The organism is Fictibacillus sp. 26RED30 (genome assembly GCF_015903845.1).
Classification (GTDB): Bacteria; Bacillota; Bacilli; order Bacillales; family Fictibacillaceae; genus Fictibacillus; species Fictibacillus phosphorivorans.
Map to the genome: position 1 here is coordinate 362495 of NZ_JACZDV010000002.1, position 12554 is coordinate 375048.

Below are 12554 nucleotides of genomic sequence, written 5' to 3' on the forward strand. Positions count from 1 at the left end.
TGCTAGAATCACTTATAAAAAGTCTATTCTAGAGCTGCTACACCGCCGACGATTTCCGTAATTTCCTGAGTGATAGCTGCTTGACGCTCACGGTTGTACGAGAGGTTCAATTGGCCGATCAGTTCATTAGCGTTATCCGTTGCATTTCTCATCGCAGTCATACGAGAAGCATGCTCGGCTGCTTTCGCATCAAGTAAAGCACCATAAATCAAGCTCTCCGCATATTGAGGAAGAAGCACTTCAAGGATCTCGTCCTCTGATGGCTCATACTCATAAGAAGATTTTGATTTTGTTGCAGCGATATCTGTTAACGGAAGAAGCTTCTTCTCCGTCAGATCGCTCTGAATGGCACTTACAAAATGGTTGTAATACATGTAAAGCTCATCAAATGTTCCGTCCGCATAAAGACCGACTGCCTTTGATGCGATCGCCTTGATCTCAGCAAAGGATGGCTGGTCTGCCACACCTGTGATGCTGTCCAAGATAGACATCTTACGGCTTTTGAAAAAGTTCACCCCAACTTTACCGATCACGATCAATGCATACTCATCTGCTGATTTGTGACGCTCTTGAATCGTACGGTAAACGTGGCGCAAAATATTCGAGTTATAAGCCCCTGCTAATCCACGGTCAGCTGTAACGACGAAGTAACCCGTCTTCTTCACTGGTCGTGTTAAAAGCATGGAGTGTTTCGCGTTGCTTCCAGATGCGATGCTTCCTACCACTTCTTGGATCTTGTCCACGTAAGGGCCGAAAGATTTCGCATTTTGCTCAGCACGGTTTAGCTTTGCAGCTGAAACCATCTCCATCGCTTTTGTGATCTGCATGGTCTTTTTAGTGGAGTCTATACGTGCTTTAATATCTTTTAATGCCATTCATTTTCACCACCTTTATTGGTAGTTTAAAAATCGGTTAACCTCATTTTAAACATAGTAAGCTGGTTGCAAGGCGCAGCTCATCACTGCAACTGCACCTCTGCTTTTAAAGTCTATATATCTTACGCGAATGTCTTTTTGAATGCTTTGATCGCTTCGTCTAGGCTGTCACCTTCAGGAAGTTTACCAGTCGTTTTGATTGCATCAAGAACGTCTTTAGAGTTAGCTTCCATGTGAGCGTAAAGCGCTTCTTCAAAGCGGTTTACATCTTCAACAGCTACATCATCGATGTAACCACGAGTCAATGCATAAAGGATTGCAACTTGGTGCTCAACTTTTAGTGGCTTGTGAAGTCCTTGCTTAAGTACTTCAACTGTACGTGCACCACGGTTTAGTTTTGCTTGAGTCGCTTTATCAAGGTCAGATCCGAACTGAGCGAATGCTTCTAGTTCACGGTATGAAGCAAGATCTAGACGAAGTGTACCAGATACTTTGCTCATCGCTTTGATCTGAGCTGCTCCCCCTACACGAGAAACGGAGATACCTGCGTTGATCGCCGGACGAACACCGGAGAAGAACAAGTCAGATTGTAAGAAGATCTGTCCGTCTGTGATAGAGATAACGTTTGTTGGAATATAAGCAGATACGTCAGATGCTTGCGTTTCAATGAACGGAAGCGCTGTGATGGATCCGCCACCTAGCTCGTCATTAAGCTTCGCTGCACGCTCTAACAAGCGAGAGTGAAGGTAGAATACGTCCCCTGGGTAAGCTTCGCGGCCTGGAGGACGACGAAGTAGCAAGGAAAGCTCACGGTATGCAGCAGCTTGCTTAGAAAGATCATCATAGATGATCAATACGTGCTTGCCAGCCCACATGAATTCTTCAGCCATAGATACCCCAGCATAAGGAGCTAGGAACAACATTGGTGCAGGTTGAGAAGCAGATGCTGATACAACGATCGTGTAATCAAGCGCTCCGTGTGTACGAAGTGTTTCTACAACGCCCGCAACTGTTGATTCTTTTTGACCGATCGCTACATAGATACAGATCATATCTTGATCTTTTTGGTTAAGGATCGTATCGATCGCTACTGCTGTTTTACCCGTTTGACGGTCACCGATGATAAGCTCACGTTGTCCGCGTCCGATTGGCACAAGTGCGTCAATCGCTTTGATACCTGTTTGAAGCGGCTCATGTACAGATTTACGAGCCATTACGCCTGGAGCTTTTTGCTCGATAGGACGTGTTTTTGTAGTAGCAATTGGACCTTTGCCATCGATAGGCTGTCCAAGTGGGTTAACTACACGGCCAAGAAGCTCTTCACCTACAGGAACTTCCATGATACGTCCTGTACGTTTTACTTCGTCACCTTCACGAATTTCTTGGTAAGGCCCAAGAATGATGATACCTACGTTGTTTTCTTCAAGGTTTTGGGCCATACCCATTACACCGTTAGAAAATTCAACTAGCTCACCAGCCATTACGTTATCTAATCCATGGGCACGGGCAATACCGTCACCGACCTGGATAACTGTACCCACATCATTAACTTCGATCTCAGATTGATAGTTTTCAATCTGTTTTTTAATTAAAGCACTGATTTCTTCAGCTTTAATGCTCATGAATTTCACCCCTATCCTCTCAGCTTCCGTTAGAAGCTAATTGACGTTCCATTCGATTCAACTTTCCGCTGATGCTTCCGTCAAAAATACGGTTGCCAATGCGGATCTTGATTCCTCCAACAAGAGAAGAATCTACAATATTATTAATGCGCAACGCTCTTTTGCCGACTCGGGCAGCAAACGTTTGCTCCAACTTCTGTATCTCTGAGTCTGATAAAGGACGTACAGAATATACATTTGCGTCGGCAATGCCTTGTGCTTCATTTGCTAATTCAATGAACTGCGCTGCCATCTCTGTGATGTATGTGTAACGGTTACGGTCTACCATCAGATAGATCGTGTTCATTACAGCGGTAGAAAGTTCAGCTCCAACGCTCTCTTTGATCAAAGATTTCTTTTGATCCTTCGATACTTTTGGATGTGATAGAACTTTTTGAAGCTCTTTGTTAAGCTCCAGTACGTTCTTCACAAGACGCAATTCTGAAACTGTATCTTCAAGTTTCGTAACACCGACTACTTCAAAAAGTGCTAATGCATAACGTTTTGCTACGATTGCTTGATCTTTGCTCATCGAGACTCGCCTACCTCTTGAAGGTATTCGTTAATAAGCTTCTCCTGAGAGCTCTCATCAAGTTCTTTTGCAATAACTTTAGAAGCGATCTTAACGGATAGAGCAGCAACTTCTTGACGAAGTGTAGCAACTGCTTTTTCTTTTTCAGAAGCGATCTCAGCTAATGCAGCTTCTTTCACACGCTCAGCTTCATCACGAGATGCTTTAATGATTGCTTCACCTTGTGCTTCGCCTTGCTTTTTAGCATTGTCGATAATAGACTTTGCTTCTTCTTTCGCTTTCTTTAACTCAGCAACTTGAGACTCAAGATAGCTCTTAGCTTCTTGACGGGATTTTTCAGCCGCATCAATTTCGCTGTTGATATGTGATTGGCGCTCCTTCATGATTCCCATTAAAGGGCCCCATGCGAATTTACGCAATAATACTAGTAGGATTAAAAATGCAACTAATTGGTAAAGAATATCACCTGTGTTTAGGCCTTCACCTGCAGCAGCACCTAGAATTAAGTTTTGCACACCATTTCCTCCCTTCAATCAATCATACATAAGGAATGGCGAAGGGTAGTCCCTATAGGGAAACTTGCTTCGCCATTATAGAAATCGTAATAAACAGTGGTTGTTTTAAGGATTAAGAACCAAGCGCGATGAACGCGATAACCACACCGATGATTGGAAGTGCCTCAACTAATGCAACCCCGATGAACATTGTTGTTTGAAGAGTACCACGTAGTTCTGGTTGACGAGCGATCCCCTCAACTGTACGTCCTACGATTAAACCGTTACCAATACCAGCACCAAGTGCCGCTAGACCTACCGCGATTGCAGCTGCAATAAGATTCATGATAAAATTTCTCCCTTCTGAATTCCCTTAAAGTTTTTATGAAAATGGGCTTCTTATTATAGAAGCTTGATATTTCCTGAAGATTAGTGATCGTGACTTACTTTATGTGCCAAGTAAACCATTGTTAGCATCGTGAAGATAAATGCTTGGATTGCACCAACGAATACTGAGAAGCCTTGCCACACGATTAATGGGAAGATTCCAAGTACGCCAGCAAAAATACCCATCTTAGTTAAACCTACCAATAGACCTAAAAGCATCTCACCTGCGAAGATGTTACCGTAAAGACGAAGACCAAGCGTTAATGTGTTCGCAAACTCTTCAATAATCTTTAGTGGGAACAAGAACTTCATCGGCTTGAAGAATTCAGCTCCATATTCCTTGAACCCTTTCATTCTCACACCGTAATAGTGTGATAGCGCCACTACCATAACTGCTAGAGTCAAAGTAATAGTTGGGTCTGCAGTAGGGGATTTCCACCATAGATTATGGTCGACTACTACTGCAAAAGGTAATCCCAGCATGTTGGCAACGAAAATATACATGATTAATGTAAGTCCTAAAGCTAAAAAGCGTCCGCCCGTATGCCAATCCATTGTGCTGTTGATGATTCCTTTTACGAAATCGACTACCCATTCAAGGAAGTTTTGCATTCCTCCTGGTCGCATTGACAGGGTTCGAGTAGCGAGTACCGCAATAAGGAAAACAATAACGGATGAAACTGTGATCATCAGTACGTTTGACATATTAAAAGTCAAACCCATGAATTTTTCAAAATGTGCACCATGTTCCACCTATGTTCACCTCTTTTCCTTTGGAGTACGTGTAACTTGAGTTAGTGAATCTATTAACATGATAATGTAGACTGACATCAATCCCATTACCACACTTAATAAATGAAAATGTTCCGGGTATTTCATCGCGATGAGCACCGCTAACCCTGCAAAGAGGAGCCTTGAAAGTGAACCGAGTGTTTTCACTCTTTTCTGCTGAATCACTGCTTGTCCCATGCGGTCGATCTTCGAATACATGCTCCAAAGATTGTAGAGACTAAACACAGTTCCTAGAGCCAGTCCTAAAAAGATAGCTTTGTAAGGAGTGACAGCATAACCGACGAAAAAAAGAGAGAGAAGATATAATGTGTACTTTATGTATTTGAAAAACACCGATTTGTACTCATTCATCATTGCCCGTCCCCTGAAAACTTCGATATTAAGCGGATCATCCCGTAAACACCTGTTCCAAGACCTAGAAACAACCCGATGATAAGGAAGATTGGAAATTCATTGCCGACTTTCTCGTCCAGCCATTTCCCTCCAAAAAGTCCAACTAAGATGCATCCAACAAGCTGAGAAAGAATGCCAGACATTAAAGCCATCGCTTTATAAGGGCGTTTCCCGTTGCTCATATCGTATGGACTCCTTCCTTCTGGAAATCTGGTAATAATTTTCTTGAAAACCCTTGTAAACACAAGAATGTAAACCTTACCATATTCCCTTTGTAAGAATACAATAGTGACATTTCTATGTCAACGACTTACGGGACGGTTTATTAAATAAATTGTGGAAATTTTGTGGCTTGTTTCAATGGTTTATTATTCACTTTGTTTACTACTTCTGCCTGCACTTTCCATATTCCTGAATAAATCACCCTATTTGATAAATACTTACATTAAATATATGGAAGGAGCTTGTTCGACATGAAACAAAAATTAATTATTTTCTTCGCGTTGACTGGAATTTTAGTGGCTGGCGGCTGCATGAACAATGACAAAAAGCCTACAGAAGAATCTACAGATATGAGAAATAATGTGGAAAAAGATCGTACCAAGCCATTGAACGTTCAATATAATGACCAGACCCCGTCAGAAGATTTAAATTCATCTGTGACACAAAAAGACTATGCAAAATGGGGCAAGATGGCTCTGGCTGAGACGAGGAAAAAATATCCGAACAGCAGAGTAAGTGATTATCAGTACGATACACGGAACATCAGTCCGGACGGCACAATCTCGGATTACTTTGACTTCACGTTGTATCAACAAGATAAGATGCACCTTGTAAAAGTTGGCGTAATGCATGATGACAACAAGCTTATTGATATGAAGTTCGAGGAAATGAATTAAATAAGCGTTATGTGCGGGCTGACGGATGTCAGCCTTCTTTTTTTCGGTTTTACGGTACGTGTTATTATATTTATTACACGTTCGCGCACTAGACCATGAGTTTCGCTCAGTTAAGCAGAGTTTTCGCTCAGTTTGATCTCCGTTTCGCTCAATGGAGTCTGGTTTTCGCTCAGGATTACTTGCGTTTCGCTCACAACGAAGATTTAATCCTTTTTACGAACAAAAAAACTGCCCCGAAAGAGGGTTTACACCCGCGATCAAGTCAGTTTTTTATTTACTGCTTATTTAGTTCCGAATAAACGGTCTCCAGCATCGCCTAAACCTGGAACGATGTAGCCGTGGTCGTTTAATTTTTCATCAAGTGCTGCTAAGAAAATATCAACGTCAGGGTGCTCGTCTTGAATCACTTTAATACCTTCTGGAGCTGCTACTAAACACATAAGCTTAATGTTTTTCGCGCCGCGCTTCTTGATCGATTCAATCGCTGCTGCTGCAGATCCACCTGTTGCAAGCATCGGGTCAATCACGATAAAATCACGCTCTTCTACATCAGAAGGAAGCTTCACATAGTATTCGATCGGTGTTAATGTTTCAGGATCACGGTAAAGCCCAACATGTCCAACTTTTGCTGCTGGAATAAGTTTAAGGATTCCGTCTACCATTCCAAGCCCTGCACGAAGGATCGGTACTAGCCCTAGTTTTTTCCCAGCGATCGTTTTCATAGTCGCTTCAGCAACCGGCGTTTTCACCGTTACCTCTTGCAATGGAAGATCACGTGTAATTTCAAAAGCCATAAGCCCCGCTACTTCATCAACAAGCTCACGAAATTCTTTCGTACCCGTACGTTCGTCACGGATGTATGTTAATTTATGCTGAATTAACGGATGATCAAGGACATATACCTCACTCATGTTTTAAGCACCTCTCCTTATGTAACATTTATTTTCGTTCAAAAAGCATCTCTAGCATTGTACAGAAAAACAATCTTTACTTCAAGGAAAATCAGCATAGAAACGATAGTTTTCTAACTCCAAATTTTACATATAAACTCCTCTACTACTATTCCCTGAATTTATAGGTGAAATCCTGAAAACTTTCGCTAAGCATCCTGCCTTATAGAACTCAAATAAAACTTTACTGTCCGCTTTTCCTGTTTTACTGTCGACTTCTTCAAAAATACTGTCCACTTTTCGTATTTTACTGTCCACTTCGGCATAAATACTGTCCACTTTCCGCTTTTTACTGTCCACTTCGTTTTCAGCACGACAAAAAACACCCACATGAATGGATGCTTTTGGGTAATGATCTACTCAGCTGCTTTCAACTCTGTATAAATAACCAATCTCTCTTCATGTGTCCCTTCATCACGATTAAAGTTACCCGTACACGTGATTAGGTTAAGCTTGCTGCCGTAAGAATAGTCGAATATTTTATCAACTGGTGCTGTTTTTCTGTTGTATTTTTCTTTATCAGTTACTTCAAAGGTTAACGTCTTCCCATCTTGATCCTTAACGATAACTTCATCACCATCTTCAAGGTCTTCAAGCTTATAAAACACAGCTGGACCTGACTTACTGTCTACATGGCCTGCCATTACCGCGTTTCCTGGAGATCCCGGTTTCACCCCGTCGCTGAACCAGCCTACGGTATCCATTCCTTTTGGAACACCCATCTGACCGTTGTCTAGTCTGCCTACCTTCTCGATTTCGGTATTGATTTTTAATGATGGTATTTCAATCGTTGTTGGAACAATTCCTTCTGTATCTGCTTTTAATTTTAACCCTTCAGGTGGTGTTAGTTCGGTTGATGAAGATTTTACTTCTTTCTCTTGTTCTTGAGCTTCTTTAATCGTTTCACTAGATTCAGAAGCTTTATTATTCTTCGTATCTTCTGGAGCCGAACAACCGGTTATTAATAGTCCAATGAGCAATAGACCACCAAGCACCTTCTTCATAAAAACCTTCCTCTCCATCTCAAATAGATAGAAAAGATGGAGGACAGGTTTGCTGCCCTCCACTCTTTACTCTTAAGAATGGTTCGTCGCTTTTCTACGAAGAATCATTGCTGTTGTTGCAGAAGCTAAGATCAATCCGAACAAGCTCCAAAGAATAGCATCGTTTGTTGATTGGCTCATTCCGCCCATACCTGTTTTCGGCATATCAGATGGCTTTTGACCAGCAAACTTATCTGGGAACTGATCAACGATCGCACCAGATAGAGATTGTCCTACTCCAAACATGTGAGCATAAGCATCAGAGATATTTTTGTAGGCATCAGGATAATCTTTACCCGTATAACTGTTGAAAGCTGCTAGTAACTGGTCAACGTGTACTTTTAATCCTTCTTCTAAGTCAGCTGCTTTTAGTCGTCCTTCTGTTGCTGTGTCTAGGAATTTTGCTTGTTCCATACGGTACTCATCGAGTTCAGCGACCGCTTGCTTTTTGCCTTCTTCATTCTGTTCTGCTGTTGCTGTTACATAGTCAACGAAGTAACCGATGTGGCTGCTCCAGATTTCTTTAAATTGCGCTGCACCTTCTGCACCATATACAGATTCTACAGCTGTTGTGATGTCATCTGTGTTTTCGTTCAATTCAGCTGCCGCTGCTTCAAAGTCTTTAGCGCCATCAATTCCTTTTTGCATTGTTAATGCTGCTAATGCTGCATGGGCTGAGAACACACTGTTCAAATCAGCACGAAGATCAGCTGCAGGTGTATCTACTGATTTGTTTTCAAACTTGTCAGGGAACTGATCCGTGATCGCCCATGAAAGACCCTTACCTGTCATAAACATGTGGTGCATCGCTTCTGAAATGTTGTCATACGCTTTGTCATAATCACCAGTTCTATAACTTTCAAACGCCCAAATCAATTGGTCGACGTGTACTTTCAAACCTTCTTCTAAATCAGCAGCTTTTAATCTACCTTCTGTTGCTTTATCTAAGAAATCAGCTTGTGTTACACGATATTTATCCAGTTCAGCGAGTGCTTGTTTTCTGCCTTCTTCATTATTTTCAGCAGTTGCTGTTACATAATCTACGAAATAGCCGATGTGGCTGCTCCAGATTTCTTTGAACTGTGCTCCAGCTTCTTCACCATAAACAGATCCAACCGCTTTAGACAGTGCCTCTGTATTTTGGTTCAGCTGTCCAGCCGCTGCTTCAAAGTCTTCTTTTCCGTCAATTCCTTTTTGCATCGCTACTACAGCTAAGAATGCATGCTCTGAAAGAAGAGTATCCAATGAAGCGCGAAGATCTATTGCCGGGTTAGATACTTCAGCAGACATTGGTCCTTTGCTATGATTTTCATGACCATGTGCATTTGCTACTGTGAATGTAGGTATTAATAAAGAAACACTTAACGGTACGGCTAAAAGTGCTTTTTTCATTTTCATTTGAAATCTCTCCTTTTTTGTTTATTGCATTAAGCTAACGGAGAGATTTTTATATTGGATCACTCTTAATTAAAATTTTTTTGGGATTATGTCGAAATAAAAAAAGTATTGGCTAATCTAAGTCCAATACTTTTTCATAAGTTTAACCTTCTACTATTCCGCTTTACCACTCCACTTAAAGAATACAGACGATAACACAATTGAAACGAGCGCAATACAGCTTAGCACAAGAACCGGCGTCCAGTTCTCCCATATAGGTGATGTGTTCCATGTTGCACGCAACAGTTCGATCACATAATAAAGTGGTAAAATCTTTGCAATATATTGCAGAACGTCAGGCATCATCTCTAACGGGAATGTGGCCCCTGATAAAAACAGCATAAGGTTTAGAAAAAGCGAGCTGATCGCTGCTGCTGTTCCTACGTTTTTCGCTAGGGATGTTAAGAAGAGTGCGAACGGAAAAAAGGCAAGGATGCTTAGCATCAAAGCGACTAGCGTACTTCCTAAATAGGCAGGGGCATGAAGGTCAAACATGAGCGTTCCGAACACCACAAGAACAACTGCTGAAAAACTAAAAATCACCGTTCCTTGAATCGTGTGAGCAAAGAGAATCTTCCATGGAGCGAGAGGTGTTGATTGATATCGGCGAAGAACTCCTGTTTCTCGATATCCCGTAAGGACCGTCCCCAGTGTAAAAAAGGCGGTTGTTACAATATTTACCCCAATCCATGAGGGGATATAAAGACTCGCAAAGGAAAAACCTTCGGGAGCTTGGTTCTCAAACATCGAACCGAACAACCAAATCATGAGCACGGGGAAAAGAAACGTCCAAAACACCTGCAGCTTATCTCGAAAAAACATCTTCGTCTCAAGCAGTGTTAGTTGCCATAGGGCTGTCATGCAGATTCCCCTCCTTTTAGATAGTGAACGAACAAGTCATCGAGTGTGCCTCTCTCAAATTTGTAATCCGAGATATGATAGTTTTCTTCATGCGCTGTTTTAAATAAGAAATAAGAGCAAGATTGAAGATCTTCGGTATAAATCTTGAACGTATCTAGCTCTTTATCATGTTCCACCTCTATTACACCGGCAATCTGATGAAGCTGAGCGACAGGAAAATCGGGACTTCTGAAACTGATGAAGTGAGAAGAAATATCTTCTACTAATCTGCTCGGTTCATCTAAAGCACGCAGTTCACCGTTGTAAATCATCGCGACCTTGTCACACAGTTTTTCCGCTTCCTCCATGTAATGTGTTGTTACTACAATCGTTGTGCCTCTATCTCTCAGGGAACGGATAATGTTCCACATCTCACGTCTTGCATGCGGATCGAGTCCCATGCTCGGCTCGTCTAAGAAGATGATCTCAGGTTCATGTAAAGTAGCTAGGGCCAATGTTAATCGCTGCTTTTGTCCACCGGAAAGATCATCAAAGTATGTATCCATCTTCTCCTCTAAACCGAGCAGTTTCAGCATCTCATCACCCGTATTGCTTTTATTATAGATCGCTGCAAATAACTTCAGCGCCTCTTTTACTTTCATCTTCTTTTGAATAGAAGTTGCCTGAAACTGAACACCAATCCTGTGGTTCAACACCTTCCGATCTTTTTCCGGATTCATGCCTAAAATAGACACTTCACCGCTATCCTTTTTCCGAAGACCTTCCATGATCTCGATTGTGGTCGTCTTTCCAGCTCCGTTTGGTCCGATAATGCCAAAAATTTCACCCTTTTTAACAGAGAAAGAAAGATTGTTAACTGCTTTTTTTGTTCCGTAGGACTTGTTTAAAGCTTGAACGACAATTACGTTATCCACACACACCATTCCCTCTTTTCTTTTTTTAGTACACGTAGATGTATTATTCGAAAAAGCCGGAAATATACCTCTTTTTGTAACTCCCATTTATTACAAGTCTTTTTACCCTTGTTAATAACTAAATGGAAACGAAGGTTATTATCGTGAAATAATTATCGTATAGCATTTAACCCAAAAAGAGAGATTTGTTAATGGAGAGGATGTAAAAAGTGGATACTAAGCTTAACAACAAAGAATACTTCAATGAGATTCACTTTTTGAGAGCTTTCGCGTGTATTGGTGTTTTATTGGTTCATGTATCGGCAACTTATTTTAATGAAGCCGACGGTGTGTGGAATTGGTTTACTTATTTCTTTAATCAGTTAGGCCGATTTGGAACACCTACGTTTGCTGTTATTAGTGGTTTTTTACTTTTTAATGGAGTAAATAAAAAAGGATTCTCTTTTAAACCTTTTATTACTTCACGTACAACTAAGATTATTATGCCTTTTGTAATTTGGAGCTTGTTCTATCAGTTTGTCACTGTATATTTTCTTGGAGGCACCATTCCAACAGATCCAAAAGTGCTTCTATACAACTTTACAATGGGAGAATCATTCTACCATCTCTATTTTATGGCAATCGTTGTTCAGTTTTATGTTATGTTTCCAATCCTTCAATTCATTAGAAGCGGTATGGGCTGGTGGATCGGATTAATTGTTTCTGCGGCAATAAGTCTTTATTTTACAAATCTGATAGACGTACCATTTGCTTCTGGTATTATTGAAAAAGTTTTAATTGATAAGGTATTCGTTATGCATTGGATCTTTTATTTTGTCTTTGGAGGATTTCTAGCTCATTATTGGAAGCCGATTTCCGTTTGGGTAAAAAAACACTCTGTACTTCTTGCTTTAGGTGTTGTAATCGTCTATGTTGGAGCTTATTTAGAATACAAAATTGTAGGAAGCATTTCATCTAGAAGAGAGACCAATTTAATTAACATCCCAATTCTAAGTTTTGCAACGATTGGATTATATTTTTATTTAGTTAAATTAAACTGGATGAAAGTTTCATTACAAGTAATAGGAAAGTTGTCTATGGGCATCTATTTGATACACCCATTTACTTTAATACTGTTTACAAAAACATTACCACCAGAAGTATGGCAAACAAGATTTATGCCTATTATGTTCTTTGTTGTTCTGTTCACAACTATTTTCTTTGTTAAAATCATTCAGCAAGTACCCAAGCATCAATTTATCATCCCAGTACCAACTAAACGAAACAAAAACAAATCTGCAATACAAAGAAAACCAGTTTCTGCTTAAGAAACTGGT

At 40.8% G+C, this 12554-nt stretch carries 15 protein-coding genes; 2 read left to right on the forward strand and 13 right to left on the reverse strand.

Annotation, left to right across the window (positions count from 1 at the left end):
* Positions 1 to 23: 23 nt before the first annotated feature.
* From atpG to IHV11_RS14555, 8 genes are all read right to left on the reverse strand, one after another.
* Entirely contained in the window at positions 24 to 875 is an 852-nt protein-coding gene (gene atpG / locus IHV11_RS14520) for an ATP synthase F1 subunit gamma (protein WP_066398937.1), read from the reverse strand.
* A 122-nt stretch (positions 876 to 997) separates the two neighbouring features.
* Complete coding sequence (gene atpA / locus IHV11_RS14525; RefSeq protein ID WP_197195283.1) at positions 998 to 2497, reverse strand: F0F1 ATP synthase subunit alpha; 1500 nt, start codon at positions 2495 to 2497, stop codon at positions 998 to 1000.
* A 19-nt stretch (positions 2498 to 2516) separates the two neighbouring features.
* A complete protein-coding gene (locus IHV11_RS14530) occupies positions 2517 to 3068 on the reverse strand; it encodes a F0F1 ATP synthase subunit delta (RefSeq protein WP_197128305.1) in 552 nt (183 codons plus the stop codon).
* Positions 3065 to 3583: a F0F1 ATP synthase subunit B gene (gene atpF / locus IHV11_RS14535; RefSeq protein ID WP_197195284.1), complete on the reverse strand. Its 519-nt coding sequence runs from the start codon at positions 3581 to 3583 to the stop codon at positions 3065 to 3067. The genes IHV11_RS14530 and atpF overlap by 4 nt, the downstream gene beginning before the upstream one ends.
* Positions 3584 to 3695: 112 nt before the next feature.
* Positions 3696 to 3908 (reverse strand): F0F1 ATP synthase subunit C, encoded by a 213-nt coding sequence (gene atpE, locus IHV11_RS14540; protein WP_066244772.1) that lies wholly within the window; start codon positions 3906 to 3908, stop codon positions 3696 to 3698.
* An 83-nt stretch (positions 3909 to 3991) separates the two neighbouring features.
* Positions 3992 to 4702: a F0F1 ATP synthase subunit A gene (gene atpB / locus IHV11_RS14545; protein WP_082820757.1), complete on the reverse strand. Its 711-nt coding sequence runs from the start codon at positions 4700 to 4702 to the stop codon at positions 3992 to 3994.
* A gap of 6 nt (positions 4703 to 4708) precedes the next feature.
* Entirely contained in the window at positions 4709 to 5095 is a 387-nt protein-coding gene (locus IHV11_RS14550; protein ID WP_197195285.1) for an ATP synthase subunit I, read from the reverse strand.
* Positions 5092 to 5316, reverse strand: coding sequence for an AtpZ/AtpI family protein (locus IHV11_RS14555; protein ID WP_066244770.1), 225 nt, complete (start codon positions 5314 to 5316; stop codon positions 5092 to 5094). Before IHV11_RS14555 ends, IHV11_RS14550 begins: the two co-directional genes overlap by 4 nt.
* Positions 5317 to 5607: 291 nt before the next feature.
* On the opposite strand from IHV11_RS14555, the gene IHV11_RS14560 reads away from it, so the two are divergent.
* Entirely contained in the window at positions 5608 to 6033 is a 426-nt protein-coding gene (locus IHV11_RS14560; RefSeq protein WP_197128302.1) for a DUF3889 domain-containing protein, read from the forward strand.
* Between the two features lie 281 nt (positions 6034 to 6314).
* On the opposite strand, the gene upp is transcribed toward IHV11_RS14560, so the two are convergent.
* The 5 genes from upp to IHV11_RS14585 all read right to left on the reverse strand — a co-directional run bounded on the left by upp (position 6315) and on the right by IHV11_RS14585 (position 11238).
* A complete protein-coding gene (gene upp / locus IHV11_RS14565; RefSeq protein WP_137791119.1) occupies positions 6315 to 6944 on the reverse strand; it encodes a uracil phosphoribosyltransferase in 630 nt (209 codons plus the stop codon).
* A gap of 395 nt (positions 6945 to 7339) precedes the next feature.
* Positions 7340 to 7987 (reverse strand): class F sortase, encoded by a 648-nt coding sequence (locus IHV11_RS14570; protein ID WP_197195286.1) that lies wholly within the window; start codon positions 7985 to 7987, stop codon positions 7340 to 7342.
* Positions 7988 to 8059: 72 nt separating this feature from the next.
* Positions 8060 to 9424: a copper amine oxidase gene (locus tag IHV11_RS14575; RefSeq protein WP_197195287.1), complete on the reverse strand. Its 1365-nt coding sequence runs from the start codon at positions 9422 to 9424 to the stop codon at positions 8060 to 8062.
* Positions 9425 to 9577: 153 nt separating this feature from the next.
* Positions 9578 to 10324 (reverse strand): ABC transporter permease, encoded by a 747-nt coding sequence (locus IHV11_RS14580; RefSeq protein ID WP_197195288.1) that lies wholly within the window; start codon positions 10322 to 10324, stop codon positions 9578 to 9580.
* Entirely contained in the window at positions 10321 to 11238 is a 918-nt protein-coding gene (locus tag IHV11_RS14585) for an ABC transporter ATP-binding protein (protein ID WP_197195289.1), read from the reverse strand. Before IHV11_RS14585 ends, IHV11_RS14580 begins: the two co-directional genes overlap by 4 nt.
* A gap of 209 nt (positions 11239 to 11447) precedes the next feature.
* On the opposite strand from IHV11_RS14585, the gene IHV11_RS14590 reads away from it, so the two are divergent.
* Positions 11448 to 12545, forward strand: a complete 1098-nt coding sequence (locus tag IHV11_RS14590) for an acyltransferase (RefSeq protein ID WP_197190173.1) — start codon at positions 11448 to 11450, stop codon at positions 12543 to 12545.
* The last annotated feature ends 9 nt before the right edge of the window (positions 12546 to 12554 follow it).